The organism is Pseudomonas sp. Z1-12 (assembly GCF_051132015.1).
In the GTDB taxonomy this organism is placed as follows: domain Bacteria; phylum Pseudomonadota; class Gammaproteobacteria; order Pseudomonadales; family Pseudomonadaceae; genus Aquipseudomonas; species Aquipseudomonas zanjanensis.
Genome location: NZ_CP071647.1, coordinates 4,241,285 through 4,265,178, shown reverse-complemented (window position 1 = coordinate 4,265,178; position 23,894 = coordinate 4,241,285). Strand labels below are relative to the sequence as shown.

Below are 23,894 nucleotides of genomic sequence, written 5' to 3'. Positions count from 1 at the left end.
CGGCGTACTGCGGTTACGGGATTACCTCATGTTCTTTGCGTCAGAGCTCCGCAGTGTAGGGATTTTTCTGGGCATAGAAAAAGGGTCCAACTCGTGTTGGACCCCAAGAAGCGTGTGCAGCGATGAGGTGACGATCAAGCTCCATCGTTCATGCATCACGAGTTATCCATTACCGTCTGCTTCTGTTGCTGCTCCAGGTTGAGCACATACTCCGAAGCGCATCGGGCCTGGCCACTGGCGCGGAAAATCGCGCGGTTGTCAGTCTTGAGCAGGCCGAGCCAGGAGTCGATGTAGCCCTCGTGCCTCAGCTCTCCCTGAATGCCGGCATAAGCACATAAAAAAGCAGCACCCATTTCGGCGATCAATTCTTCAAATGCATAGCCTGGCGAGCCGAATGGGCAAGGTGAGGTCACGCCTTCGCGCTGCAATCGAGAGTGATGTCCGGTCCAGTGCGTCAGCTCGTGAAGTGCAGTGGCGTAGTATCCACCTTGATCGTGGAATTGCGATTTTGTCGGCAGTTGGATGAGATCCCTGATAGGGTGGTAAAAGGCTTCGTCGGCAAATCGATGAATGATGTTTGCGCCCGAACGTAACAACAGATTTTCCGCAGCGCCGTTGGGGAAGAAGGGATCGCTCGGTTCCGTCTCGAGCACGGTTTCGTTGAGCGTTTCGAGCCCTTCCGTTTGCTCGATGTTGAACAGAAAATGCGTCCTTAGAATGCCAAAGTGAGCGACCTTGGGCTGACCGTTTTCATCGAGTACGGGTTGGCCTGATTCGGTCTGTTCTTCGCGTTCCATCGGTTTGTAGAGCACTGCCAGGGTGCTGTGCTCACCCTTAAGGATGTGCCCGCCGGCTTTTTTGGCTTGGTTGAAAGTCAGCCAGCGACCTTGAGTGAACCCCTGCAACCTCGCCTCGGTCCAGAGCAGCGGTAAATTGATGCCCGAATAGGGACGCTGGGTGAAGGCGTTGATGGGGTAGGGGTGGTGATGACCGACGTCAGCTGAGCCACTTGAGGACCAAGGTTTGATCCAGGGCGCTACGCCTTGGTCTAACGCGGTAACGATCTTGTCTGTCACGTCTTGGTAGATATTGCGCATGGCATTTCCCTCGAAAAACCGGAGGAACGCCTTGCCCGTCGGGGAGGGTTCCCCGGTGGGTGTTGATTGGATTGGTGCAGGACTGCGTATAGCCTGAGTTGGATCAGTGGCCGGGTATGGCCGTTTGCGTTTAGCGTTGCTGCTCTTCCGCAAGCGCTATCAGTAAGGCGTTAGGTTGGTCTGATGCCTGAAGTAGGCTGAGCCTCAGTCGCAGCAATGGTTCATGTTCTGCATCGCTCACTGAGCCGAACTTGGCTACCTCAAACACCACGTAAGGTGCGTTTGGATCGGCCAGGTGAGCTTTGAAGGCTGCGCGTACCACGTTGCTCAGCCTATCGAGCTGCAGTTTTTCAGGATGATTCGAATCATCGAGCAATACTGCGTGTTGCCACGCGTCTGGAGTGAACACAACGGGCAAGCGCAGAGTGTTCAGTGCTTCGCTTGTGAGTGAGTCGGACATGGTGTACCTCCGTTGAGAGCGAAGAAACCTGTCCCATAGGGAAAAGAATTCCCCGCTGTGGGTTGAAGAAAAACAAGAGGGTATGGGGTGAGCAGAACCTGAAAGACGCTCGGAAGAGCAGTAGGCGTTCATCACCCGTGAAACGTGACCGTGCGAGCCACCGAACGCTAATCGCACTTGGGGGGAACCATCACCGGAGTGACGTAGCTTTGAAGGCTCTGGCTACCTGGGAAGGTGCTGTCGATAACAGCGATCCGTACCCTCTATGTAGCTGGATGATATGGACGGGTCAACGGCCATAGAAGCGCTGGTGCACGAGCTGCGTCTTCTGTCTTCCAATGAAGAGTTTTTCGACCGAGCAAGCTGATAAACGGTTAAGCGTGGGCGATTTTCAGTAGTAGGCTGTAATCTCGATTTCCACAGGAACACGTTCAGAAGAGGGCGCAATCATGCCGGCTCAGCAGCCACTTCAAATCTCCCGCGCACACCGCTGGGCATATGCATGCGGTATGTCGGTAAAACGTGTTTATCGCAGGTTGAAAGGATTTGAATCTCGTGTCGCTCAACGTGCGGTGGCGACAGGTATGCCTGCGGGTGGGCTATTGGTTCGTGGGAGCTTTCTGGTTACGAAGCTGGCATTCCTCCTTGGGTTGCTCTTTATCGGTTTCTGGTTGGTCGCTTCTGTCGTAACGATGATTGCTGTGATTGGTCTCCTGTTGTCCAAGGCTGCCATTGACTCGGATCTTGAAGGCAATGATCCAGGTCCAGACTTTTTAGGGGCCAACTCCTATCTAGGAAATTACGACGACAACGGCCATTACATCGGGCATTCAAAATCATCGAATAGTGATGTCAGATGATCCTTTTCGTAGCTCCCATCAACTGATCTGTGCCTTTGCCTGCCGCGCCATGCGCTGCCTTGCTCGCACTTCCTAGCATCCCTTCAAGGCTGCTGCCAACTGAGTAGCCTGCCCAACTCATAGCAACCAGAAATAGACCTGGCAGAACCAAGAAGATCGCCCCCATCACATACTCAATTACCTGCGCCGTCACGGTTCCATCCATAAATCCGGATGTCGGCAGGGACAAAAGCGCCTGATCGGACGCCGACACCTGGTTGTACAAGGTATCGAGCATGCTCGAGTCGACCCAGCGGGCCAACTCCCACCAGAAGGTCAGCATGTGCAGCGTGAACAGCGCGAACGTCACCGTCAAGACAGTCTTTAGCTGGTAGGTACTGACGAGTAGGATCAGCGGCAAGCTGATGATGACACCCATGATCAGGAAAGCCTGCACCATTGGCAGGGCGGCGCGTAGCGCGTTCATCGCCGGGAAGTTGCTGAAGGAGCCTAGGGCCAGCCCAGTGTTGGTGGCCAGGTTATTGAGCCCTTGATTGATCGACCCACCGCGGGCACTGGAGCCATAGTCCTGATACACCTGTCCGGGCGACATGGACATCGATTGTTGGCGCGGGCTGACCAGTTCGCGCAGGGTGGCATCCTTGATCTCGCTGCTTGAACGACCAGTCAACCAGCCTTTCAGCTGAGCCAACAGCGAAGGATCGACTTGCTCGATCAAGCGCTCTCGCAACCCGACACCGCCATCATTCCACCACTGTTTGCAAGTGGGGTAGCCAGCGCCATTCTCCAGTCGTGGCAAAGAAATATCGCGTGTTTCATCATAGGGCCAACTGACTCGCGGTGTCCGTGAGCGATCGGTGTCGTAGTAGCCCGGAGTGTCGAGAAAATAGCTTGAGCCGATCCAGGACGCATCATGACTTTGCGCCTTGTCCAGCTGCGGACGATTGGTGAAGAGCCGAGAGCGAGAATAGCCGTAGCAGTCACGAGTGAAGTCGGCGACTTCCTGTAGCAAAATCTGGTTATCGATGCGCGAACTGTCGATCTCCATGCGCATCTGCCGGATGTCCGGTGCGCAGGGAATGGAGGCGGTGGCCGCTGCGGTCACTCCTTTACTCAAGGCGTGCACCAGAAACCACCAGATCGGCACATTGGCAGAGCGTTCGCCGATGGTGTTGAAAGTGATTCCCCAGGCGGTTTCCGATGGCTTGGCCACACTGACACCGCAGCGTTGGCTCGCTGCATCATCGAAGGCCATTGAGGCGAGGTTTAGCGGGAAGACCGGCGCGCAGCCGAACAATACGACGATGTAAGCCAACCAAAGCCGGTTTTCGATTCGAGGCACCGAGAGCAATCCCTTGTTGCCTTCATCCGCGCCTTGCTGACGGGCCGACAACCATTCTTGCAAGATGATTGCACCAAAGGGCGCGGCGAACAGCCCAGTATCGGACAGGACGTTCCAGATACCGTTGTTAATGATCCATGCCAGCAGCGAGAGGTAAAACTCCAGGTAGCTGTTTGTGCTCATGAGCATGGTCGTGACCTCACAATCGAGTGAGCTCGACGCAGGTAAAGAGCAAGAGCCCTAATGTCCCGGCGCGTTTCACGCGCAGTCGGTCCTGCGGTCGATGTCGGTAGCGCCTCAGCAGGTCCCACCAGAGCGCAAAGAGGACGCCATAGAGCAGGGCGCGCCACCACCGCAGATAAGGCCGTATCGATTCCAAGGTTTGCTGCCAGACCTCGAAACTGCCCAGCGCAGTGCGGCCGATCCAGGCGATCAGTGCGGCGGTCAGGATCATCCCTGCGGCGATCCCTAGACTTGAAAGCAAAGTGAATAGCAGTGAGCGTTTCATGGCTCATTTGCGCCTGGCGTCAGCGTCGTTGAGTCGGCCAGGTTCAGGGTCGCCTTGCTCGACGGTGCGCGACGCATCGGCACCTCCGGCATGTCGATCGAGCACCAGACTGGCGGTATTAGTGGTGAGCATCTGCCGGACCTGCAGCTCGGTCTGCAACAGGCGGATTTCGCGCTCCAGCGTGTCGATGTTTTTCGTCAAGGCTGTTTGGGCCGGTTCGGCGGAAGCGATGTTAGGTTCGTGGCTGCCTGCCAGCAGCGTGCGTAATAGCAGGAGCGCTTTGTCGAGCACGCTGGATAGGGCCGTCTCACTGGCCAGGCGCCGTGCCAGAAGTTCCTGATCAGGATCGTCGCGCAGGGCTTCGATCACACCACGGGTCACCGGCAGCATCGGGCTGGAGGCTTTGCTCAGATTGTCAATGGTAGGCGACAATGAGCCGGACAACAGCCCTTGCAGGGTCTTGAGGTGCTCACTGTAGGCCTCCTGGATCAGCGGCGTCAGTCCGCTGCCAGCGGTAGCCCGCAGAGTCTCGCAGGTGTCGCAGGTCGCGACTTCGGTCTCGCCCAACACTTGAACAGCCCATTCGGATTCCTCTTGGGGTGAAGTCCATGCCTGGCAAATAGCGCCGCCCAGGCAATCACTGCTGCTGATCGAGGCGCTGTCATCCACGGACCGGTTATGCAGCAGGTTGTAGCCCGCGCGCACTACGTCGGAGGTTGCCCGGATGGGTGTTTGTCCGCTACCTCCAGCCTTCTGCCCGCCGACCCATGACACCCCATTATTGCCGTTACGGGCCTCGGTGTTTTTCACTGCGGCCACCGCATCACCGCCGGTTTGTTCGAGGTTGCCCTGCATCTCCTGGTTCTTGGCCAATGCGCCCCAGCCGGCTTGACCGACCTTGTCCGCCATCTTCTCAGCCATGGCCTGGCAGGTCAGTTTGGAGCGGTCGAAGTCGATACGCCCCTGCATCACCCCGTTACTGAGCAACTCATAGAGACCGGGATTAGCGCGCTGAATAATCAGCGCCGGCAGCGACATGACTGCTTGGGTCGCGTTCTGCACGATGCTGCCCATGATCTGCTGGAAACCTTCGGTGACGCCGTTCAACTGGTTTTGCAAGGTGTTGGTGAGGCTCATGTTTCCGCACATCATGTTCGCCTGCCAGGATCCGCCGACACCGAGCCCGTTGGGGCGATAGAGCGAGCTCGGCGAGCCCGCTGCCGAGCCACCACCGATGGTGTACATCACCCGGTCGTCGAGCACTTCGCCTTGAGTGCCTAGACGGTAATCGTCCTCGGCGGCATGGGCATGGGTGGCCACGGCGAGCAGCCCGCTGAGCAATAAAATCATCGAGCCCAACCATGATCCTGCGAGAAGTCGACTCATGACCTTCCACCTTCGAAGTCGATGCTGAACAGGAAGGTCTGTCCCTCACGCTTGCAGCAGCTATAGGGGCGCCACAGCGACCAGGCGTAGCCGCCATCCGCGCTCTGCACCGGATCGCTGGGGAAGATGGCGCATGTGGGTTGAATCCGGGGGGAGAGCAATTGCCATTTGTGGGTCGAAGCGTCGTTTTCAACGATCGGGCCAGGCGGCCAATAACCATCGCGTGGTACGGGTGTGAGCGGGACATACACGTGCGGTTGCCAGTTGCGGGTAATGACGTCACCCGCTCGCTGCGCCATCACCGCAGCGGCTTTGAAGTCGTCGGGTTGCACCAAAAATCCTTGCCGGGGATAGACGTTGCCCCACATGTTTCCCGCGAGCTGACGACCGATTTCACGGATCCCGGGCACGAGCGACTCGGGGTAAAAGCTTTCCGGGATGCCATGACGCCAGGCCAGTGAGTCCCAAGTGCTCAGGTAGTAGGGCATGAACGCAGTGGCGCCGCTGGTGCAGGCGTAGCCGGTTTGCAAGGCAAGTTGCGTGGCGGCCCAGCCACCGGGATGGCCGATGCCATCAACATTTTTGAAACGAGGCAGGTTATCGCGCTGGGTGTTCGGCGTGATTAGGTTACCGCCACCTTCCGCACCGCTGGTGGGAGATGAGAGAGCGGCCATCTCGGTCCACGGATTGCTACCGGTGGTGGCATAGCTGGAGACCACCAGTTCAGGAATGAAATGACGAACCTTGGTTGAGGTTTTAACCGTGCAGCCAAAAGGGGTGCAGAGCAACCAGAAGCAGATGCCGACGACCCTGTACTCGATGCAGTCTGGAGAAAGCACGGAGGCGGTAATGCTGCCGGTATCCAGCGCTACGCTTGACCCGGATGCCAGCAGAATGCTCAGCACCAAAGGATGTAACTTCTGGGGCGAAATATGCGGGCAGGCAGCAGACATGATCCAGACTCTGGGTGTATGGCCTGGACAGGTTCAATAATCGAGAGAGGGGTGTCAGTGAGAAAGCCGAGCGCGGGATCGTCGGTTTACAGCGACCTTCTAAATCGGCAGATGGTCATTCAGCGCTCAGTGTACGAGCAAGCACGTCAGACTCAATGAGCAGCTGATCCGTTTTGATCTCGAAAATGTTGGCGAGTTTGCAGAGGACCAATAACGACGGATTGCCTACCCCTCGTTCGATTTGACTCACGTAGGTACGATCCACCTCGGCCATGAGCGCCAATTGCTCCTGGGTAAGGTTCTTCACGCGTCGCATCGAGCGGATATTTTCCGCGAGTTGCAGACGGAGCTGTTCGAAGTCTTGAGTCATGCGCGCAAACTGCGCCTTGAGGGACTCTCAATCCACGGGATATAGTCTACATGGCTCTGATTCGGGCGCTTTTTTGATGCTTAAGCGAAGTGCCAGTTTTGTTTCTATGCTGCTTGGGACAGACCCAGCATTAATAATTAAATCGAAAGCTAAGGTGTCTATGGACGAAAATTACGTTTCAATTCCGGCGGCGGACGGTTGCCCGAGTCTGCTGACACCGTGGGGCAGCGAATTTGCGCCCATGATCGAACGTGGCGTGCAATGCGCCCAGGCCTGGCTTAATACACCCGGTGACGTACCGCTGTGGTGGGAACTGGCGCAGGCACGGAAGACTTGTCCGGCAGGAGAATCTCAGGATGCTTTCGAAGCAGGATTTTTATTGAGGATTCAGCAACGGCTTCAAGGCGTTTTACCGTAGCCGTGCGGCTCCAACCCTGACGATATGGCCTACACGGGAAAATCTACTGGAAGGTATGGTTCCAGGCTCCATTCCTCTAGAATGGAGATCTGACAGAAGTGACTTTGGTCTGTGATAAACAGATTTACGTAGCTAGGATTCTGATAAGTGCAGATTCTGCATGCTCTGAGAACGTGGAGCGCGATATGAAAGCCGACCAAGTGTTGAGTGACGATCTGGTGAGCCGACTGGAGGGTAAAATCCCAGCCATGGCTGAAGGTGCGATCAATACGGCCTATATCAACGCGCTGGCGGCCGGACGCAGCGTGATGGAAGTCATGGATGGCAAGCTCGTTGAGACGACTGCCGATGGCAAGCACAAGGTTATTCGAATGGCCAAGCCCAAGCATAAAGTGACCTTGGGCGGCATTATCAAGGTGCGTCACTGCTCATGACGGTTCCTCGGCTGAGGATGTTTGCCGGTCCTAACGGTTCTGGCAAAAGCACGATGAAAAGTGCCGTTCCTTCCCATCTGATTGGTATCTACATCAATCCGGATGAAATCGAAAAGGCTGCCAAAGAGGGTGGACGCCTGGAGTTCAGCGATTTTCAACTGGAAGTCGAAGGTGACAAGGTTCTCGGCTTTATCAAGGCGCACCGACTGATTCGGTCGACCCAGCTCGTTGAAGAGGCATCCAAAATAGGCTTCAGCAATAACGGCCTGAATTTCCAGTCCGTCGCGATGAACTCCTATTTTGCTTCCGTGCTCTCTGATTTCATGCGGCACAAGCTCCTTGAAGCGCAGTTGTCTTTCACCTTCGAAACGGTGATGTCTAGCGAGGACAAAGTCGCTTTTATGCTTAAGGCAAAAGCGTCGGGATATCGCACCTACCTCTACTTTGTCGCCACTGAAGATCCTGACATCAATATCAACAGGGTCAAGAACCGTGTTGCAGCCGGTGGGCATCCAGTGCCGACCGACAAAATTGTGCAGCGCTACGGTCGTTGTCTGAATCTGTTACCAGCGGCCATTGCAGCCTCTAACCGGGCTTACATCTTTGATAACTCCGGCGCGGACCTTGTGCTGCTCGCTGAAGTAACGGACGGAACTGACCTTGAATTCAGGGCTGATGAGGTTCCTGACTGGTTCATGCAAGCCTACGTGGAGCGGGTATTCAACGATTTGTTACCTGATTGATCGAAACCCAAGATCAGCTCCGTTTCACTTAATTCCTCGCATCCTATCGATCCGTTCAGCTACCCGGTAAGCCGCCTCTAATTCCGAGCAGCCGGTGCTCTGCATCAGTGTCCACCGTTCGGCTTTTTCCTCGGGCTCCGTCATGGCCAGGGCGAGATAAAGACTGGACGGCACGGCCCGAAACAGCGTTTCGAGCTTCTTCGATAGCACCACTCCTTCGGTGTATTTCCCCGGCTCCTTACTGGCGGAGAGCAGCAAGGCTTTCTGTGCCGGCGTGAGTTTCTTGAACCGTGCGATTTCTTCGATTTCCGCGGGCGGCATGTTCAAGCAAATCCACCATTCGATCATGTTGAGCATGGTCTGCGCGGCGGTGGGGAAGTCGGCAAGGTTTTGCGTCGCCAGCCAGAACCAGGCTCCGAGCTTGCGCCACATCTTCGTGCCTTTGACCACGAAGGGCGCCAGCAGCGGGTTCTTGGTGATGATATGGCCCTCGTCGGTGACCATGATGATCGGTCGGCCTAGGTACTGGTCGCGCTCGGCAAGGTTGTTCACGGTGTTCATCAGGCTGATGTAGCTGATGGACATCTGTGCCTCGTAGCCTTCGCGAGCGTAAGTGGCGAGATCGACAATGGTCACATCGCTCTCGGGCCAAGGTGTGCCTTCGCGATCAAACAGTTCACCTTCGAAACCCTGGCAAAACAGGTCGATAGACTCGCCCATTTCTTGGGCACGCTCACGACGCTTCTCCGGCAAGTGCGTATCGGCGGCGACTCGCAGCAACGCGTCGCGCACGTCGCGGGTCAGTACCTGGCGAATCGCCGCCGCACAGGTCTGCGCCGCATCGAGAATGCACTCGCGGATTAAGCTGCGATCGGCCCGACTCAGGCGGGCTTCTTCCTTGGCCTCGCCGCCAGTGATCATCAGCCGGGCGGTGATCTCCAGTTCGCCAAGAACATCGCGCTGGTCTTCTCTGCTGGCTGCCGTCTCATCGTCCCACTCATCTATGGAAAGACTCGCCATCTGATCTGGCTGCTCGACTAGACGGTAAGCATCAGCGAAAGGCGCGAGGCTGACCGAGGCGCCAGGTTTCAATTGGACCTTATTGACTGATAGGCCTTGCGTTGCGAAGTAGTCGCCCTGCAAGCCGAATGAGTTACCGGCCTCAATGATAAACAGGCGAGGGCGGTACACCGCCATGACCTGCATCAGCAGGGTGACCAGGGTGGCCGACTTACCGGCGCCGGTCGGACCGAACAACAGCAGATGGCCGTTCATGGCCCGGTCTAGGCGTGACAACGGATCAAAGCTCAACGGCGAGCCACTACGATTGAACAAGGTGATGCCCGGGTGACCGGTACCGGTACTGCGCCCCCACACCGGGATCAGATTCGCCAGGTGCTGGGCGAACATCAGCCGCGTGTACCAGTTGCGCGTGTCGCGGGCCGGGTTGTAAGACATCGGTAGCCAACGCAGGTAACTGTTGCACGCGGCGACCTCATCGCCTTCACGTACCGGTTGCAGCCCCGCACCCAGCAGCGCGTTGGCCAGGCTGACCGATCGCTGGTGCAATTGCTGTTCATCGTGACCGCGCACGTAAAATGCCAGGGTGCCCCGGTATAGCTTGTGCTGACGGCCGATGATCGCGCGAGCCTCTTCAACATCCTGACGGGTCTGGGTCGAGGCCAGGTTTTCACCGATGGCTTTGCGCGCCAGACGGTTCAGTTGCTCCTCGAGCACATCTTGGGTTTTGACCACCAGGGTCAGACTCATCACCGTGCCTTCGGGTAACTGGTCGAACAGCGCATTCACCGCGTCGCCCTTGCGAGTTTCACCAGTGAGTTGACCAATCAAGGGAGGCCGCCGCAGTTTGTCCACCACCATGACCCGATGGGGTTGTCCATCGAAGTACCAAAGTCCCTGTTGCACATCCGAACGCGGTTCGTTGAAAAACAGCCGCTCGGCGAAGTCGTGATCGAAGGGTAACTCCAGCGACTCGCCATCACTTGACTCCGGATAGTCCACGCATTGGTAGAAATCCTCGGGCGCTTCATCCGTGAGCCTGGGCGCCGGATTGAACCAGGGCAACAACCAAGCATACAGACCGTGGCCATCGACTCGCGCCGATTGCACCCCGCATGCCTGCAACGAAGCCACGATACGTTCGCAAGCCTGTTGCAGGGATTGCACCGGGGTAAGTCCCGTCTCCTCAATGCCATCCTCAAGCCAGCGATAGATCACCAGGCGCACCCGTCGATTATTGCCGCGCCAGGGTAGGCGCGTGACGGCCTTGTCCTCGAACAGACCTCCCGGCTTGGCGATGGCCTTCAGATGACGACGACTGAGTTCCAAAAACGTTTCGGTGAAGACCGTGCCTCGCGCGCTGTTATGAATATAATCGGTGAGCCGCGTCAGGTAGGGGGTGAAATCGTTATCGTCCTGGCAGAAAAACTGCGCCACCCACGGCGCTTGGTCCAGCTCATCGAAGCTATCCTGCAGGGCATCCTCGAGGGCATCGCGGGCGGCCATCAACCAATCGGGTTCGCGCCCTTCAGTACCAATGGGCAGCAACTCGAACACGGCACCCACCGAGCGGTTGTCATCCAGTAGAAAACACTGCTGGGTGTCGAGGTATTCGACCCATGGCAGGTGATCGGTGAAGCTGGGGTTATGCGCATAGAGTGCAGCTTCATCGGCCAAGGTGGCCCGAGGGCGCAATGGGTGGCGCCAGGCTTTCCATGCAGAAGTTCGGTTGCCCGCATCGCTGGTACGCACTACAAGTCTTCCTGACGTTCACCGGGTAATGCGTACTGCACCCGTTGGTAGAACGGAAAGACGGTCGAGTAACCAGGAACCGGTGCTTGCTCGGTACCACTCAAATGCGGATACACGTACAGCACCAGATCGGGATTGGGCAGGCGCGGGAACAGGTTGCGGATCTCGTTCGCCGCTGTGCGCGTGTACGGTTCCTGGAGAGCCGCGGAGACATCTGCCTGAGCCAGCGGACGGCGTAACTGCTGCCTAGCATCCAACAGTTGCTGCTGAGTGCCTTGCGACCCGGCGTTGTTCCAGATGTCCAGCATGGTCTGCTCGCCATGGGGCAGCAGCGTCTCCTTATCAGTGGAACACCCCGTCAGGACCAAGGAAAACACGCTAGTCCAGGTCAGGCAGAGAAACGTGGTCTTTTTCATGGCGAACGCTCCGGCCCTTGGGCTCGTAGTCGATAGTAATTTCATGGTCGAGGTGCAGCGCGACTTGGGCGGCCGGTGGCACGTACACGGCAGCAAAGGTCTCGCCATACAGTTTGTTGATCCACTCGCGAATGTCGCTGACCCCACCACTGAGAATTGAATTCAGCGCGCTATTGCCACTGCTGCTGGTGACCCCAAGCGTACTGCCGCCCGAACTGATCACGCTGCTGTTGTTCTGCTCATCCCCAAGCAAGGCGGCGACACCGGCGCCGGCGGCGGTGATCAAGCTCTGGCTGCCGAGGTACTGTTGAGCGTTTGAGCGGCGTTCGCCGGCAATGCACGGGATGCCATATGGATCGGATAGGTAACCGAGTCCGCCACGAATCTTGTCGGTGTTCGAGCTCTGGGCGGTGGATGCATTGCGGCTGGCGACTGCCTTCGGCTGAGGCACCGTGCGAATACTGCCGTCGGTAAACACAAAGGTAATTGACTCGACCTGTCCGCGTACGCACGACAGGATCCAGTCGCCGGAGGCCGTGCCGCTCATAACGGCCCCCGCGACGTCCGGCAGATCGATGCCGTTGGCGGTCAGGTTCTCAGGGCCGACCAGCACTTTGAAGGGATAAGGATCATTCACGGTGCCGTCGACTGGGACTCGGCCGATCAGCGCGGTCATGGCGACCGAACCCATCAATGTTGCGTTTTCGGGAATGGTGTAGACCGGCTTCGCGCCTTCGGTACGATCAGCGGAGCGTGTCAAGTCACGTTCACCCTTGGAGACCTCGCGTAACTGCTTCTGGCTGCGGTCGATGGCATTGTCCTTCAAACCCTCCAGTGAGTTGAAAGCAGTAGGCAGACTCATGGCGGCCCCGGTCTTGGTATTGCCCTGGGCGTCAGTGGGCATAGCATCCAAGGGCTCAATCCACTGCAGTGCATCATTGGCAGAATGCTGCCCTTCGAACTGAGCACCGTCGCCCGGTTCAAGCCCCAGTCCGATCGGCATATCCTTGCCTTTGCCGGTCAACCCCGACAACTGTTCCTGCAATTGCGTCAGCAGACCGCGAGCCTGACGACTGTCTTGTTCTGCTTTGAGTCGGGCTTCGTTGGCTTGTCGGCGGCCTTCGTCGACCTGCTGGGTCACACTGCCAAGCGCCGTTTGGATTCGCGAATCAACACTGTTTTCCCTGTCCCGCAGGCGATTGTTTTCCGCCTGCAGCGAATCGTTGTGTTTCTTCAAGCCGAGCATGTCGCTACGCATGGCCTTCACTTGGCCGATCAAGGTGGCGACCGTATCGCGTGGAGTGTCGCCCGCAACACCGAGCGACTTGGCTTGCTCGGCGGATAACTGAATATTGTCCTGGCCAACTGGGTGCTCTGGAGGGGAGGTACTACCCGCTATCCAGGTTTTCAAGATGATGAAAGCCACGCCCAGCAGCACAGCTGGTACTAGCCATTTAAGTAAGGCGTTAGCTTTCATCGTCGGCACCTTCCGAAACAGGCAGGAGCAGCGCGGCGTGTTCAAGACCGGCGCCGCGGGTGACGAGGTAGGCAACCGTAGTGTCTTCGGCGCTGCCGACAGGTCCGAGGAAGGTGTGCTGGAATGCCGCGGCGAATAGCTTGGCCTGTAGCCAACGCGGATCGAGTTGCACCGTCGCTGAGCCACGGTTGCGCAACTTCACTGCTGTAACCCAGTAGTCTCCGAGTTGCCAGGCGGCGACGGGCGTGCTGGACACGTTTTCGGTCGGCAGCAGGGTTGGCAGTTCTGTGCGCAGCTTTAGCGGGACGCGACGTACGCCGGGCAGGGACTCCACGGTGCGTAGCGGTGCGTACAGGCTTTGCGCGGCGTAGCGCGTCAAAGCGACTGGGATTGGCGTACGTTCTGGAGCAGGGACGGTGCTGGATTCAGCCTCGGTAGGCTGCTCCTGAGCATTCTCGAGAATACGCACGGGTTCCAGCGGTTGATCGCCAGGCTTGGCTGCAATGTCCAACAGGATGATCTCGCCCGTCGCGACCGATTGCAGCTGTAGGCGGGTCGGGGCGATGGCCTCCGACGCGCGCAGGTACAGCGTGCCGCCAGTTGATTGCACACGCAGCTTGCCCGTCAGGGTTGAGGGCACTCCGACGCGAACAGCCTCATCGACAAAGACCACCCGCTCCTGATTGATCACCAGCGGTACCGCGAGGGGGAGGCGTTCCCAACGCATCAACTCAACTGCCTGCGCTGCAGCTCCCCATAGCATCAGTGCGATGGTGAGCGCCGGGGTAGACATCCGCTTCATGAATCACCTCCAGGCAGAGCGATTTTTTGTGGCGTGCCTTGATAACAATCCAGTGCCAGTCCCCACTTGTTGCGTTCGGGATCGAGGTCGAACCGCACCACGCGTAGTGGATAGCGCACCACCACCCGTTTCACCGGTTCCGCGGCGTAATATTCATCAGCGTTGAGGTCGAGGGTGACCAGCCAGCTATCGCGGTCGAGTTGCTTGACCCTGAGTTCCGGATCTTCGCTGTAACCGCGGCCCAGAATTTCGTAGACGCCACGCACCCGCTGGCGGAGTTCACCGGCGGCCTTGCGGTATTCGTAGTCGCCGTCGAGGAAGGCCTTGCAGGCAGGTGTCAGGTAGGACTGCAAGCCATAGATGGCGCGGCGATAATCCTGCTCGCCATCCGAGGGCCAGCGGTTGAGCTGACCAAAGATATACAGGGCAAAGGCATAGATATTTTCTGAAGGGATATCCCACCACTTGCGAGTGCTGCCCGAGCGCAGATCTGGTGGTACATGCACGGTCAGATCGGTCGGTGCCGAGCGCCAGCCGTACCAGAGTCCGGCACAGACCAGGACAAGGATCACTACTGCCAGGCGCAGGCTGAAGATATGGGCCTGTTGGGCATCCACCTTGTTCCGAAAGCGGCTCATCGCTGCCACCGGCACAGAGCAGGGCGCAGCCGACGCGAACGGCGAACCGTCCAGGCGCCGGAGTGAAGGATCAAACTTCCGCGACCCAGGCGCCAACGGCTGGCGAGGACCCATTCGAGGTTGCGGTACAACCAGGTCTCGGGGCGGGCTCGTTTGGCCCGACGCAGTAGCGCCCCACCGGCCAATAACACTACCGCCATGCCTGCGATCATGCTGGTTGGCGCCACGGCAATAGAGGCGGTGGCAATCGCTAGAGGAACTCCCAGCACCAACCCAATGATTGCGCCGGTACCGAGCGCTACCCACATCTCATCATTAGTCAAACCGCGCAACACGGCAGGATCACGATTGAGTCGCTCAGGCAGAAACACTAAGGTGCCGTCGGCAAGGCGTTCGATAGTGTCGTTCATGTCCGCCTCACAGAATTGCGGCAGCCTTGGTTAAGAACCAGATTATGATCACCACCAGCAAGGCGCCGATGCCTACCACGGCGCCGAGGTCCTTCCAGGTCTTGCGCTGGTTCTGCACATCGGCATAGACGGTTAGGGAGTGCCAGGCCACGCCCAAGAAAGCGAGCAGGGCGATCAGCAGTCCGAGCAGGATGCCGCCGTCGTAGGCGTAGTTTTTGATCGTCTCGATCAACCCGGAGCCTTCGCCGCGTGAAGGGGCTTCCATGGTGGGGAGCTCGGCGAAAGCCAAGCTTGGACCGAGCACCAGCAGTAGGCCGATCAAGCGCTGGCTTGCAAAATCACGCAGGTTGTTTTTCAGGGGGACAAGGCACTTGAGCATGACGCTGATCTCCGGAGTTAGGACAGGGTGAAGAACATCAGGACCACCAAGGTGAGTAACGCGCGCGCCGCGCTGCCGCCGAAGGCTCCGAAGCGCACACTGCTGGTGGCCCATCCCCGGTAAGCCGTCCACATCACCCAGGCGCTCCAAAGCAAAGCCAGAACGAGAACCATGGACAGCCACAGCGTTGAACTGCTCTGCGGTGAGAACCCGGAGGCGTTTAGGAACGCTGAGTTCTGAGCGTCAGTCATGCTCATGGCGACGGCTCCGCGAACGGAGTTTCAAGGCGGTAATCTCCAACCAATTCAGTGGGGTCGCGAGGTTGGGCGCGGGAAGGGGACAGGTAACCTTGTACTCCCAGGCGGAGGCGCTGGATGTCCTGAGTCAGCCGGGGATAGTCGAAGCGATAGCGTTCGTCGGGTCCAGACCTGTTGGTTGCCTCAGCTCGTGCCGCTAGGCGTTCGATAATGCCGAGTTGCTGCTGGACTAGGCTGAGCTGTTCCTGCTCATGAGCAGATGCGGCATAACTGCTGCCATCGACGATAACAAGCGAGAACAGTAACAAGTAGCGAGAGGCGGTAGTTGGCATGATGCTGGCTCATATGGATCTGGGAGCAGAATCAAGTCAGAGGCCGAATTTTTCCTTAAGAAATCTGAGGGCAGATGCATCGTTTTTTGAAGCATAGGAAGATTTACATTCCGTATCGCCGCTCATTTATACCAACCTCACGTAGCCGACCAAGGGAGAGGCTTGCCCAGCGATACCGTTTAGGAGCCGCTAAGATAGAAGTGACGATTCCAATAGCTCGGACGGTATATTTTTCTGTCAGCGTTGCAAACCTTCCGCCCGAACGCTAACAATGCATGAGGCTAAAGTTCATTCTTTCTAGGCCGATACCGTGAAGAAACTCGACTAACGCCTAGGAATTGGACCTCAATGAAAATTGCATCTTTCGATACTACCGCTGTAATGCCAATCCGGGTCGTGTCCCCTTCATCAGTTTCAGTGACCGAAAGCTCAGCCAGTTCAAGCTCTACGTCCGTCACTACGAAGGTTCAGATCTCGAAGGAAGGCCATGAGAAACTGGACAGTGAGAAAAATGCAGACATTGATCGAGCACCACTACCAGAGGACGTTAAAGAGGTTCTGAAGAATATTCGTAAACTCCAGGAAGAAATCGCCCAGAAAAGCCAAGAACTGATGGAGCTGGCAAGCGATAAAACCCTGTCTGACGACGATCTCAAGCAGCGGCGAGAAGTTTTGACGACCGAGATAAGAAGCATGCAATCCGCCTTGAGTCAGGCAACAGGCGCTCTGAACAATGCAATGTCCAATCGCAATATGGATACCGAAGGCCGGAGTTTAGCTAAGGGTCTTGTTGGGATTAAATAGGCGACGTGAGTTATTTGGCCGGATGGAATTTGCAGACGGCATAAGGCTTCGGCGGCCTAGGCCTGACTTACCTATGCCGCCGCTCCTTGACCGCGCAATAGAGGTGCGGATCCTTAACCCAGGGCGACCGTTTTTTCGAAACTGTGACGCAAAAAACGTAGCTATTTTATTTGCATGCTCAAAGAAATTTCTCTTAATCAATAGTTCGTGGCGCCCCCGGTCGCCTTGATATCAATGCGCTGGCCGCGATAATTAAGCACTTAGAGATATTTTTTGAAAGTCATCACTGTGATCGCTACTGTTGTTCCGAGTATCACAGCGCTGGGCAAAAAAACGGCCATAGGAGTGAGTGAAAAGGGCAGGGACAGGTAGATTACCCAAGGTACGATCAGCAGAGGCATCACTGCACGTTTAGCGCGGTGATAAACAAAACTGCTTTCTCGGCCCGCGCCAAATTTGCGTAGGTCACGGCGCATCAAGCCATCGATAACACCGGTGAATGTAGCCAGCAGAAACAATGGTGTGGCAAGGAACAGAATGGTCATGCGCACCACGAAGGTAAGGATCACATACACCGCCGCCAGTACTAAATCCTCAATGCTCACATAGAGCTGATTGGCCCAGCTCCATAAACCGTTACCCTGACTCGACGTGCGCGCCTGTTGGGCAAACTCCGCCAAGCCAGTCTTTACCAGCAGCCACTTGTTGAGGCACTCCAGCCACTGGACAATCGTGGGCCCAGGCTGTTGGATGAAAAGTGAATGTTTAAAGTGCTCACTGAGCCACCGTAGTTCATTGATTAGCATGGCCTGGCTGTGTCGCCAGCCCTGATCGCCCCAAAAAAAGAGCAGACCAGCCCACTCGATCAGGATTGAGAACAGCAATGAGGCCATGAGCAATCCGATGATGCGCAGGACTAGGCCGATCACGGAGATGATCAACCCCGGGCGCTGGATCGGTTGTGGCGATGTGTTCCGGACGGAGGTCGCCATTGTTCACTTCCTCAGCGTTGCAGTGTTTTTATCGTCACGACGCCTTTAGGATCGTTTTATGCTGAATCGAAACCTGTGGCGGTGCCGGGCTACCCCACCTGATCCAGATCGAAGTTTATGGTTGGACCGCCACCGCTTGCGCTCCACCATTGCCCCGCTTGCTCGTTGTAGGTGGCCCGCATCCGCTGAATAAGCTCCTGCAGGTCCTTGGGCATGGCGTCGTCGTTGGAGGGATTAGGCAACGGCATGCGGACCTTCCAGAGCTGTCCACCAGCCTGGAAGGAGAACATTTGCCCCTTGGGCAAGCTGACGATATGTGCCGGCTCGATCAGCGGCACACTGGTGCTGCTGATGCGATCTTGCGAGGACGAAGTGAAGTCGGTGTTGGCCTCAGGATCGGAAGTGTCTGTGGCTCCGGATACCAGCGTTTTTGTCAGTACATTCACCATAGGCAACTGCTTGGTGAGTAACTCCGCGGTAGCGGTTTCGCGCACTCGGAGCATTTGCAGGGTGTTAAAGTTGCCAATCACTTGACCGGCTTTGGCCCGGTTGCCAATGCGCGCCTCGATATCGCTAAGGGTTTGGGTATAAGCCGTTACCTGGATACCCGCTCCGCCGCCCTTGTTGATCAGCGGGATGAACTCATCGCCCATCAACTCGTTAAACTCATCGGCGTGCAGGTTGATCGGCAGCTTGTCGCCGGTGCCGCCCGATTGGGGTAGGCCATGGTCAATGCCATGTTTGTAGATATGGCCCGCGACTGAGACCAAATCGGCGAACATGGAATTGCCCACAGCAGCGGCGACCTCTGCATCGGTCAGCGCATCCAGACCAACGTAGACAATGCCGCGTTTTCGAATGATCTGCATCCAATCGAATATTGGCCGTGGGTCATCTAAATCGGTGTAGTTGGGAGCCAGTAGCTGGGCGGTCTTGCCGGTGGTGAGTTTCTCCAGCAGTGGTAGCAGCGAGGCGACGATCTTGTCGAAATAGGTACGGTCGTAACGCACCGCCGAACGCAATCCGTCCAATACCGGATCAAATACTCGCTTCATGGCCAGATATTGCTCGATCGCTACTACACGCTTTTCGCGCCCGATCATATGCCGGGGAATGTTCTTCTCGGTGAGCTTGCCTTCAAGCTGGACGATCGCTTCCCAGGCTTTCGGATCGGTTCTGGCGAAGAACTGCTGGGCGTATTCGATGAACAATGCATCGATGTTGACCACATGCCGTTGGATCTGCAGGTAGTCTGGGCGTCGGCCCAACTCGATCAGGGCGCGGGCGATGATATTGACGAAGCGCCAGGCGAACTCGCGAAAGGCCGCCGAGTTGCCTTCACCGCTGAGTTGCCCAGCGATGCGTGATGCCACTTCTGAGATGCGTCCGAAACGGCCAACGGCGTTGTAGCGGGCGGAAATTTCCGGCCAGCCCAGATGGAACACATAGAACTCCTTTTCCCGACCGGCCCGTTTGGCTTCGACGTACATCCGCTTGAGCAGGTCAGCATCGCCCTTCGGATCGAAGACGATCACTACCTCGTGTTCAACGCGATGGATGTCTTGCGTGATGTACACCTCGGCGAGCCGGGTCTTGCCAACACGGGTCGTGCCCAGAACGAGGGTATGTCCGACTCGTTCACCCAGCGGCAGACTGACTTCCGTTTCGTTGGGCTCAACCCCATGTAACAGCGGCGAGCCACCAACTGGCGGCAAAGGTCGCAATGGATTAAAAACGCTGTCCCACGCTGTGACACGGGCTAACGCTGAGAGCGGAAACGGTGCATGTTCCAGACGTCGTTCGAGTCCACGTGCCAGGCGGTAACGGGTAGGTTGCTCGACATAGTGAGCGACCGCTGGGTCTTGGGCTTCGACCAAGCGCTGTGTATGCAGGCGGGTCCAGCGAAAGCCGCGGCCCATGAACAGACGTTGGCGGCTCACCGGAATCTGCCGGCTGGTCAGCTCGTAGCGGGGCAGACGGCGGATATTGCGGCGATAGCGCAGCACCTCCCAGGCTTGTCGCAGGCGGATCAGGCCGAACAAGGTGTAAGCCAGCGCCGCAACCAGCCCGATCTCGGGTGACAGGGCCACCGCCCAGGGCGAGAACATACACAGCACTGCGGCCGCGATGCAGATTGATACGGTGTACAGCTCCACTGCTGGCCGGAGTTTAGATTCCATCGCATGCTCGGCCATGACCTGGACTCACTGTTCCAGTGAGGTGGCAGTGATCAAGACGGGGTAGTGCTCAATCCGCAGGCGGGTGGCAATGTCATTGCCGTTGACCGGCAGGATTGTGATACCGGGCGCGGCTGCGCGAATTCGCGCTAAAGCTTCGGTATCGGTTACTTCAATCGCCAGACCGGCCGCGCCCATTTCCTGCAGTTCAGTCGCACGTTGACGAAGCCAAACCAGTGAAGCGGAATCCTCACCGACCAGAAAGAATGGTTGTAAGTTCGGCATGTTCAGTGGGCGAGACCTGATCTGGCCGGGGCTCAAATGAGAGCTGCGGACGGGCAGTATCCAGGATTCATCGGCAAACGTGGACAGATCCGCATGTATGGCGCGATCAGGCTGGGTCTTGTTGTTTATTGGTGGCTTGTCGGCTTGAAGTTGGGGGCGGATGAAGTCGCTAGGTCGATCTCCTGCAACGGACAATTCCGATTGGGTGAAAGCAGCCAAGAGCATGGAGAAGTAACACGCAATGGGAGTTCGCTTCATGGTGGTGTGCCCTGTTTAAAGGAAACCTGCAGTCGTTCAATTTGTTGGGAAAAACCGGCGCGGTAACGCGCGGCCAGTGTCCCTCCTGCCGGGCGGTGATAGCGGCCAGCAGCTGACACCCAATCACCGGTGACAGCGTGATGCTCTTGCAACAGCGCAGCAGTCACGGTCAGATTGCGGTAGGGTTCAAGGGCTTCGCAGGGACTGGAAAAATGTTGTCCGTGGTAACCCAGGTTGATTTGCCCGAGCCCGGCATCGACCCGCTTGGCGTCATATCGAGCAAGCGCCTGAAGCAAGGCGTGACAGGCGGCCTGACGAGTGGCGAAGCGGTAAGGGCTACCGGCAATGTTGAGTGTCCAGGGCCAAGGCAGCAGTCGACCACGGAGGCGGGCGCCACTCTCCTGCTGGGCAATCGCGAACAACACCGTAGGAGGGATGTTGGCGTCATGCGCCGCCAGTTGATAAGCCGGAGGCGGAAGTTCGTCAGCGTGGACGGCGAGCACTGTCAGCAAGGGCGCAATAGAAATCAGTCGAGACGTTGCCATTGTCCATTCACCTGCTGAAATTTGACGGGTAGCGGTCTCGGGGCACCCAGACTGAACCAGCGACCACGATCATGGTTCAGGGTGATTTGTCGGCGTTGAACCTTGTTCGGATCAATTCCAGCTTGCCGGGCCCAGCCACGGACATGTTCATCCTCGCCTTGGCTGCCCACCAGGTAGATATCAAAAGCCGTATCACTGCTTTGCAGACGCTGCGCTTCGGCGGTGCACGCTGGGCAATGGTCCTCGACAAACAGCGCTTGGCGCGGCTCTACCGATGAGCTGGTTAGGGGTGGGGATGTCATACCCTGGATCGGCAACAACCCTGGAAACAGCTTGGCCCAGGCTGCGGTGTAAGCGTTTTGGTAGGCCAACTCGCGCTCGGCACGTTTAGCTTCCAGCGCTACCTGCAATTCGGCATAGCGCTGGCGTTCTTGGTCGGTCTCTGCCTCGACGCCGAGCGCAGTCAGCGGATCGAGGTTAGGGCTCCAAAAACCACGCGGGCTGGCTTGGATCTGTTCGAAGCGTGTCCATTCCTGCTCCGTAAGCCCCCAGCTCGTCGCCTGTTCAGAGTGCGAACGCCCCAGCGGAGTGGATTGAGTTTCCTGAGTTCTTGACGGTGTTGTGACAGGATTTCCCATCGCAGCGCCTATGCTAAGCAGTGAAACGAGACAGACGAAGGGGCACAGTAGCGCTCGGTTCATGATCGTTTCTCAAGGTAGTTGTACTGTCTGGTCTGGCTGAGTGGTCACCGCGAAGATGGCCGCGGTCCGCTCCAGCACTTTCAACTGCCATGTGCCGAACTGCTCGCCGTTGTGCAGCAACTGGATATCCTTGAGCGAGCGACTATTAGGAGGAGCGACCGCCAGAAAGCGCTCGCCACCGCGAGACTCGACACCCAGTACTGAGAATGGCGGCGAGAGCGGGGTAGGCTTGGGGCGAGCGGCTTTTTTCGGCTTGGCCGAGGAAGATGTCAGTGGTGGGATTGATGGCTGGGTCTTGAGGTCCAGGAGTTGCTGCTCAACGTGCTCAAGTCGTGCGCGTAGCGCGATCATGTCGGCTTCGGCGGCACGGTCTGCCAGGCCGTCGCGTAGCTCCTGTATCTCTTGCGCCCATTGATCCAGCATCGGATCGAGGGTATTGGCCTGTTGCTCACCGGTATCGACCATCTGCTTCAGGTCTTGCAGTGCGTACTGCAGCTTTTCCTGTGCATCCAAGAGGGCGCTTGAATCACGTTGCAAGGTATCCAGGGTCTGTACGCGTTGGGCGTTCGAATTTTCCAGCTCGGTCACGCGTTGATACTGGTTATACAAACCACCACTCAGTCCGGAGACCGCCAGGCAAAGTGAGCCGACAATGAGGGTTTGAAACGTCGAGGCTTTCATGGGCGTGCCTCCGGCTGATGGGACGAGGTTGGTGTGACCCGCACCGTGCCAGCATCATTTTTCTCCCGTTCGAAGCAGACCGAACGGCTGACCTCATCGGTCGTGAGTTGCCATGCGGGGCCAGCCAGCACTTGTAGCGCGTTGCGCAGTGAGATCGGGCCGAGCCGGTAATGGACGGCGGGCAGAGGCCGGGTAAACAGCATTTTTACTGGTTCGGTGGTAGGGCACAGCGAATAACCCGAGCGCTGCAGCACGTAGTGCATCGCTTCCTGTACCGAAGAATTCAGGTGGGACGGAATGCTCACGTCAACGATTTGAGCGAGAAGATCACGTTGTTCTGTGGTGGGCTCGGTGCTGACCCGCGTATAGCGGCCATAGCGGAGCTCTGACGGATGGTTTTCGTCGGCCGGGCTCGTCGATAACTGGGGCCGATTGGAGTCACCGTCTATCTCTGGATGAGTCGGCAATGGGATTGGGATTTGCGCGGTGCAGGCACTCAACAAGCCCAGCAGGCAGACAGGCGTGAAAAAACGCTCCATGGAAAAAACCTCATGTCAGATTCAGTGCAGAACCTGACATGAGGTGAAGGAGCCATTCAGTGAGAAAGTTGATTCAAGGCGAGTCGTGTTAACGCTGAAGGCCTTACTACTCATCAAAAATGGCTAGCCCGTCCAAGACGGCAGCGTCGGGATCGAAAATCAACAGCCTCACATCCGCCAATGCTGCCAGATGCAGTACGTTGACCAAGGCTTCCGGCGTACCGGCGTCGAGTTGCTCTTGCCTCAGCGATGAGTAAGGAGCGCCCTCGATTTTCACCAAGTTATCGTCGGTCCAGGGCGTGCCGATCAGCTTGCACCCGACGCCATTACAGCCTGGCAGGGCAAAGGGTTCAAACAGCAGTCCGGTTGCCCTGGGGGCGAAATTGCCAACCCGGCTTTCCAAGTGGTGCAGTGCTTCGTCAGTGAGGTGTGCGGTACTGATCTCCCAAGTTCGACTGTAGTGTCCTGTGTCGAAGCTCAAACGATGGGCCATGGCTTGGGCTTCTTCCAGGGAATACAGGTCACCGACGTGATGTCGTTCGTTGAGCATTTCGCCAGTTACGGCATAGATCACTTGCCGCACTAGTCCGGTGGACGGGAAGCGTTCATCCAATTCATCCGGGATGGACTGACCCTCGTTAATCAGAGCGAAATCGTCATTGAACAGGCAGGGGTACAGTTCTAACGCATCGTCGGGCAGATGGGCTTGTGAGTCATGGACGGGGCGAAAGCAGGGAGGGCAGTCATTTGTGTAGGTGATCTGTAGCAGTCGTTCGATATGCAGTTTGTCGTAGCCGCGAGCAAATGGATTCGAGGTTTCCGGCAGAGCTGAGGGGTGGGGTGTTGGGTTCATGAGGA

At 57.3% G+C, this 23,894-nt stretch carries 29 protein-coding genes; 5 read left to right on the top strand and 24 right to left on the bottom strand.

Annotated features, from left to right (window positions below):
* Positions 1 to 155: 155 nt before the first annotated feature.
* Both J3P85_RS18065 and J3P85_RS18060 read right to left on the bottom strand, forming a co-directional pair.
* Positions 156 to 1,097, bottom strand: a complete 942-nt coding sequence (locus J3P85_RS18065; protein WP_434702812.1) for an ArdC family protein — start codon at positions 1,095 to 1,097, stop codon at positions 156 to 158.
* 130 nt (positions 1,098 to 1,227) lie between these two features.
* Positions 1,228 to 1,557, bottom strand: a complete 330-nt coding sequence (locus J3P85_RS18060; protein WP_434702811.1) for a hypothetical protein — start codon at positions 1,555 to 1,557, stop codon at positions 1,228 to 1,230.
* A gap of 449 nt (positions 1,558 to 2,006) precedes the next feature.
* On the opposite strand from J3P85_RS18060, the gene J3P85_RS18055 reads away from it, so the two are divergent.
* Positions 2,007 to 2,417, top strand: a complete 411-nt coding sequence (locus tag J3P85_RS18055) for a DUF3742 family protein (RefSeq protein WP_434702809.1) — start codon at positions 2,007 to 2,009, stop codon at positions 2,415 to 2,417.
* Here J3P85_RS18055 and J3P85_RS18050 read toward each other — a convergent pair.
* The 5 genes from J3P85_RS18050 to J3P85_RS18030 form a co-directional block, all read right to left on the bottom strand.
* Complete coding sequence (locus J3P85_RS18050; protein ID WP_434702808.1) at positions 2,410 to 3,948, bottom strand: conjugal transfer protein TraG N-terminal domain-containing protein; 1,539 nt, start codon at positions 3,946 to 3,948, stop codon at positions 2,410 to 2,412. The two genes, J3P85_RS18055 and J3P85_RS18050, sit on opposite strands and share 8 nt — an antisense overlap.
* Positions 3,949 to 3,958: 10 nt before the next feature.
* Positions 3,959 to 4,267, bottom strand: a complete 309-nt coding sequence (locus J3P85_RS18045) for a hypothetical protein (RefSeq protein ID WP_434702807.1) — start codon at positions 4,265 to 4,267, stop codon at positions 3,959 to 3,961.
* Between the two features lie 3 nt (positions 4,268 to 4,270).
* Positions 4,271 to 5,653: an integrating conjugative element protein gene (locus J3P85_RS18040; RefSeq protein WP_434702805.1), complete on the bottom strand. Its 1,383-nt coding sequence runs from the start codon at positions 5,651 to 5,653 to the stop codon at positions 4,271 to 4,273.
* Positions 5,650 to 6,606, bottom strand: a complete 957-nt coding sequence (locus J3P85_RS18035; RefSeq protein WP_434702804.1) for a TIGR03756 family integrating conjugative element protein — start codon at positions 6,604 to 6,606, stop codon at positions 5,650 to 5,652. Before J3P85_RS18035 ends, J3P85_RS18040 begins: the two co-directional genes overlap by 4 nt.
* A 115-nt stretch (positions 6,607 to 6,721) precedes the next feature.
* Positions 6,722 to 6,976 (bottom strand): helix-turn-helix domain-containing protein, encoded by a 255-nt coding sequence (locus tag J3P85_RS18030; protein WP_027912527.1) that lies wholly within the window; start codon positions 6,974 to 6,976, stop codon positions 6,722 to 6,724.
* 76 nt (positions 6,977 to 7,052) lie between these two features.
* Here J3P85_RS18030 and J3P85_RS18025 point away from each other — a divergent pair, with 76 nt between their 5' ends.
* The 3 genes from J3P85_RS18025 (at position 7,053) to J3P85_RS18015 (ending at position 8,571) form a co-directional block, all read left to right on the top strand.
* On the top strand, positions 7,053 to 7,394 hold the full coding sequence (locus tag J3P85_RS18025; RefSeq protein WP_434702803.1) for a LasR-specific antiactivator QslA: 342 nt from the start codon (positions 7,053 to 7,055) through the stop codon (positions 7,392 to 7,394).
* Positions 7,395 to 7,579: 185 nt separating this feature from the next.
* Positions 7,580 to 7,828 carry a hypothetical protein gene (locus tag J3P85_RS18020; RefSeq protein ID WP_434702802.1) on the top strand — a complete coding sequence of 83 codons (249 nt, stop codon included), beginning with the start codon at positions 7,580 to 7,582 and terminating at the stop codon, positions 7,826 to 7,828.
* Positions 7,825 to 8,571, top strand: a complete 747-nt coding sequence (locus J3P85_RS18015; protein ID WP_434702800.1) for a zeta toxin family protein — start codon at positions 7,825 to 7,827, stop codon at positions 8,569 to 8,571. Before J3P85_RS18020 ends, J3P85_RS18015 begins: the two co-directional genes overlap by 4 nt.
* A gap of 24 nt (positions 8,572 to 8,595) precedes the next feature.
* On the opposite strand, the gene J3P85_RS18010 is transcribed toward J3P85_RS18015, so the two are convergent.
* The 9 genes from J3P85_RS18010 to J3P85_RS17970 are packed head-to-tail and all read right to left on the bottom strand — an operon-like array spanning position 8,596 to position 16,054.
* Complete coding sequence (locus tag J3P85_RS18010; protein WP_434702799.1) at positions 8,596 to 11,343, bottom strand: conjugative transfer ATPase; 2,748 nt, start codon at positions 11,341 to 11,343, stop codon at positions 8,596 to 8,598.
* Positions 11,343 to 11,759, bottom strand: coding sequence for a TIGR03751 family conjugal transfer lipoprotein (locus tag J3P85_RS18005; RefSeq protein WP_434702798.1), 417 nt, complete (start codon positions 11,757 to 11,759; stop codon positions 11,343 to 11,345). Before J3P85_RS18005 ends, J3P85_RS18010 begins: the two co-directional genes overlap by 1 nt.
* Positions 11,722 to 13,236, bottom strand: a complete 1,515-nt coding sequence (locus J3P85_RS18000; protein WP_434702797.1) for a TIGR03752 family integrating conjugative element protein — start codon at positions 13,234 to 13,236, stop codon at positions 11,722 to 11,724. Before J3P85_RS18000 ends, J3P85_RS18005 begins: the two co-directional genes overlap by 38 nt.
* Positions 13,226 to 14,038, bottom strand: a complete 813-nt coding sequence (locus tag J3P85_RS17995) for a TIGR03749 family integrating conjugative element protein (protein ID WP_434702796.1) — start codon at positions 14,036 to 14,038, stop codon at positions 13,226 to 13,228. Before J3P85_RS17995 ends, J3P85_RS18000 begins: the two co-directional genes overlap by 11 nt.
* On the bottom strand, positions 14,035 to 14,676 hold the full coding sequence (locus J3P85_RS17990) for a PFL_4703 family integrating conjugative element protein (protein WP_434701828.1): 642 nt from the start codon (positions 14,674 to 14,676) through the stop codon (positions 14,035 to 14,037). The genes J3P85_RS17995 and J3P85_RS17990 overlap by 4 nt, the downstream gene beginning before the upstream one ends.
* The gene (locus J3P85_RS17985) at positions 14,673 to 15,086 is read right to left on the bottom strand and encodes a TIGR03750 family conjugal transfer protein (RefSeq protein ID WP_434702795.1); all 414 of its coding nucleotides are present in this window, start codon (positions 15,084 to 15,086) and stop codon (positions 14,673 to 14,675) included. Before J3P85_RS17985 ends, J3P85_RS17990 begins: the two co-directional genes overlap by 4 nt.
* A 7-nt stretch (positions 15,087 to 15,093) precedes the next feature.
* Positions 15,094 to 15,465 (bottom strand): TIGR03745 family integrating conjugative element membrane protein, encoded by a 372-nt coding sequence (locus tag J3P85_RS17980; RefSeq protein ID WP_434702794.1) that lies wholly within the window; start codon positions 15,463 to 15,465, stop codon positions 15,094 to 15,096.
* Positions 15,466 to 15,482: 17 nt separating this feature from the next.
* Positions 15,483 to 15,722: a TIGR03758 family integrating conjugative element protein gene (locus J3P85_RS17975; RefSeq protein ID WP_434702793.1), complete on the bottom strand. Its 240-nt coding sequence runs from the start codon at positions 15,720 to 15,722 to the stop codon at positions 15,483 to 15,485.
* On the bottom strand, positions 15,719 to 16,054 hold the full coding sequence (locus J3P85_RS17970) for an RAQPRD family integrative conjugative element protein (RefSeq protein ID WP_434702792.1): 336 nt from the start codon (positions 16,052 to 16,054) through the stop codon (positions 15,719 to 15,721). The genes J3P85_RS17975 and J3P85_RS17970 overlap by 4 nt, the downstream gene beginning before the upstream one ends.
* 348 nt (positions 16,055 to 16,402) lie before the next feature.
* Between J3P85_RS17970 and J3P85_RS17965 the strand changes: the two genes are divergently transcribed.
* Positions 16,403 to 16,858 carry a hypothetical protein gene (locus J3P85_RS17965; protein ID WP_434702791.1) on the top strand — a complete coding sequence of 152 codons (456 nt, stop codon included), beginning with the start codon at positions 16,403 to 16,405 and terminating at the stop codon, positions 16,856 to 16,858.
* 260 nt (positions 16,859 to 17,118) lie between these two features.
* Here the strand turns inward: J3P85_RS17965 and J3P85_RS17960 are convergent, their stop codons facing one another.
* The 8 genes from J3P85_RS17960 to J3P85_RS17925 all read right to left on the bottom strand — a co-directional run bounded on the left by J3P85_RS17960 (position 17,119) and on the right by J3P85_RS17925 (position 23,889).
* Positions 17,119 to 17,850 (bottom strand): TIGR03747 family integrating conjugative element membrane protein, encoded by a 732-nt coding sequence (locus tag J3P85_RS17960; protein WP_434702789.1) that lies wholly within the window; start codon positions 17,848 to 17,850, stop codon positions 17,119 to 17,121.
* 89 nt (positions 17,851 to 17,939) lie between these two features.
* Entirely contained in the window at positions 17,940 to 20,045 is a 2,106-nt protein-coding gene (gene traD, locus J3P85_RS17955; protein WP_434702788.1) for a type IV conjugative transfer system coupling protein TraD, read from the bottom strand.
* Positions 20,046 to 20,054: 9 nt separating this feature from the next.
* A complete protein-coding gene (locus J3P85_RS17950; protein ID WP_434702786.1) occupies positions 20,055 to 20,570 on the bottom strand; it encodes an integrating conjugative element protein in 516 nt (171 codons plus the stop codon).
* Entirely contained in the window at positions 20,567 to 21,115 is a 549-nt protein-coding gene (locus J3P85_RS17945) for a lytic transglycosylase (protein ID WP_434702784.1), read from the bottom strand. Before J3P85_RS17945 ends, J3P85_RS17950 begins: the two co-directional genes overlap by 4 nt.
* Positions 21,097 to 21,816, bottom strand: coding sequence for a TIGR03759 family integrating conjugative element protein (locus tag J3P85_RS17940; protein ID WP_434702782.1), 720 nt, complete (start codon positions 21,814 to 21,816; stop codon positions 21,097 to 21,099). Before J3P85_RS17940 ends, J3P85_RS17945 begins: the two co-directional genes overlap by 19 nt.
* Before the next feature lie 9 nt (positions 21,817 to 21,825).
* The gene (locus tag J3P85_RS17935; RefSeq protein WP_434702781.1) at positions 21,826 to 22,497 is read right to left on the bottom strand and encodes a chemotaxis protein; all 672 of its coding nucleotides are present in this window, start codon (positions 22,495 to 22,497) and stop codon (positions 21,826 to 21,828) included.
* Complete coding sequence (locus J3P85_RS17930; RefSeq protein ID WP_434702779.1) at positions 22,494 to 23,036, bottom strand: PilL N-terminal domain-containing protein; 543 nt, start codon at positions 23,034 to 23,036, stop codon at positions 22,494 to 22,496. Before J3P85_RS17930 ends, J3P85_RS17935 begins: the two co-directional genes overlap by 4 nt.
* 106 nt (positions 23,037 to 23,142) lie before the next feature.
* Entirely contained in the window at positions 23,143 to 23,889 is a 747-nt protein-coding gene (locus tag J3P85_RS17925; protein WP_434702777.1) for an ABC transporter substrate-binding protein, read from the bottom strand.
* Between the last annotated feature and the right edge of the window lie 5 nt (positions 23,890 to 23,894).

Excerpts from the sequence above, each read along its gene's own strand:
- J3P85_RS17960 (WP_434702789.1), bottom strand. The coding sequence starts at position 17,850 with ATGGCGACCTCCGTCCGGAACACATCGCCACAACCGATCCAGCGCCCG.
- J3P85_RS17995 (WP_434702796.1), bottom strand. The coding sequence starts at position 14,038 with ATGAAGCGGATGTCTACCCCGGCGCTCACCATCGCACTGATGCTATGG.
- J3P85_RS18015 (WP_434702800.1), top strand. The coding sequence starts at position 7,825 with ATGACGGTTCCTCGGCTGAGGATGTTTGCCGGTCCTAACGGTTCTGGC.
- J3P85_RS18050 (WP_434702808.1), bottom strand. The coding sequence starts at position 3,948 with ATGCTCATGAGCACAAACAGCTACCTGGAGTTTTACCTCTCGCTGCTG.
- J3P85_RS18045 (WP_434702807.1), bottom strand. The coding sequence starts at position 4,267 with ATGAAACGCTCACTGCTATTCACTTTGCTTTCAAGTCTAGGGATCGCC.
- J3P85_RS18025 (WP_434702803.1), top strand. The coding sequence starts at position 7,053 with ATGCTTAAGCGAAGTGCCAGTTTTGTTTCTATGCTGCTTGGGACAGAC.
- J3P85_RS17940 (WP_434702782.1), bottom strand. The coding sequence starts at position 21,816 with ATGAACCGAGCGCTACTGTGCCCCTTCGTCTGTCTCGTTTCACTGCTT.
- J3P85_RS17970 (WP_434702792.1), bottom strand. The coding sequence starts at position 16,054 with ATGCCAACTACCGCCTCTCGCTACTTGTTACTGTTCTCGCTTGTTATC.
- J3P85_RS18055 (WP_434702809.1), top strand. The coding sequence starts at position 2,007 with ATGCCGGCTCAGCAGCCACTTCAAATCTCCCGCGCACACCGCTGGGCA.
- J3P85_RS17980 (WP_434702794.1), bottom strand. The coding sequence starts at position 15,465 with ATGCTCAAGTGCCTTGTCCCCCTGAAAAACAACCTGCGTGATTTTGCA.
- J3P85_RS17990 (WP_434701828.1), bottom strand. The coding sequence starts at position 14,676 with ATGAGCCGCTTTCGGAACAAGGTGGATGCCCAACAGGCCCATATCTTC.
- J3P85_RS17925 (WP_434702777.1), bottom strand. The coding sequence starts at position 23,889 with ATGAACCCAACACCCCACCCCTCAGCTCTGCCGGAAACCTCGAATCCA.
- J3P85_RS17935 (WP_434702781.1), bottom strand. The coding sequence starts at position 22,497 with ATGAAAGCCTCGACGTTTCAAACCCTCATTGTCGGCTCACTTTGCCTG.
- J3P85_RS17945 (WP_434702784.1), bottom strand. The coding sequence starts at position 21,115 with ATGGCAACGTCTCGACTGATTTCTATTGCGCCCTTGCTGACAGTGCTC.
- J3P85_RS18030 (WP_027912527.1), bottom strand. The coding sequence starts at position 6,976 with ATGACTCAAGACTTCGAACAGCTCCGTCTGCAACTCGCGGAAAATATC.
- J3P85_RS18000 (WP_434702797.1), bottom strand. The coding sequence starts at position 13,236 with ATGAAAGCTAACGCCTTACTTAAATGGCTAGTACCAGCTGTGCTGCTG.
- J3P85_RS17950 (WP_434702786.1), bottom strand. The coding sequence starts at position 20,570 with ATGAAGCGAACTCCCATTGCGTGTTACTTCTCCATGCTCTTGGCTGCT.
- J3P85_RS18060 (WP_434702811.1), bottom strand. The coding sequence starts at position 1,557 with ATGTCCGACTCACTCACAAGCGAAGCACTGAACACTCTGCGCTTGCCC.
- J3P85_RS18020 (WP_434702802.1), top strand. The coding sequence starts at position 7,580 with ATGAAAGCCGACCAAGTGTTGAGTGACGATCTGGTGAGCCGACTGGAG.
- J3P85_RS17985 (WP_434702795.1), bottom strand. The coding sequence starts at position 15,086 with ATGAACGACACTATCGAACGCCTTGCCGACGGCACCTTAGTGTTTCTG.
- J3P85_RS18035 (WP_434702804.1), bottom strand. The coding sequence starts at position 6,606 with ATGTCTGCTGCCTGCCCGCATATTTCGCCCCAGAAGTTACATCCTTTG.
- J3P85_RS18005 (WP_434702798.1), bottom strand. The coding sequence starts at position 11,759 with ATGAAAAAGACCACGTTTCTCTGCCTGACCTGGACTAGCGTGTTTTCC.
- J3P85_RS18065 (WP_434702812.1), bottom strand. The coding sequence starts at position 1,097 with ATGCGCAATATCTACCAAGACGTGACAGACAAGATCGTTACCGCGTTA.
- J3P85_RS18040 (WP_434702805.1), bottom strand. The coding sequence starts at position 5,653 with ATGAGTCGACTTCTCGCAGGATCATGGTTGGGCTCGATGATTTTATTG.
- traD (WP_434702788.1), bottom strand. The coding sequence starts at position 20,045 with ATGGCCGAGCATGCGATGGAATCTAAACTCCGGCCAGCAGTGGAGCTG.
- J3P85_RS17965 (WP_434702791.1), top strand. The coding sequence starts at position 16,403 with ATGAAAATTGCATCTTTCGATACTACCGCTGTAATGCCAATCCGGGTC.
- J3P85_RS17930 (WP_434702779.1), bottom strand. The coding sequence starts at position 23,036 with ATGGAGCGTTTTTTCACGCCTGTCTGCCTGCTGGGCTTGTTGAGTGCC.
- J3P85_RS17975 (WP_434702793.1), bottom strand. The coding sequence starts at position 15,722 with ATGAGCATGACTGACGCTCAGAACTCAGCGTTCCTAAACGCCTCCGGG.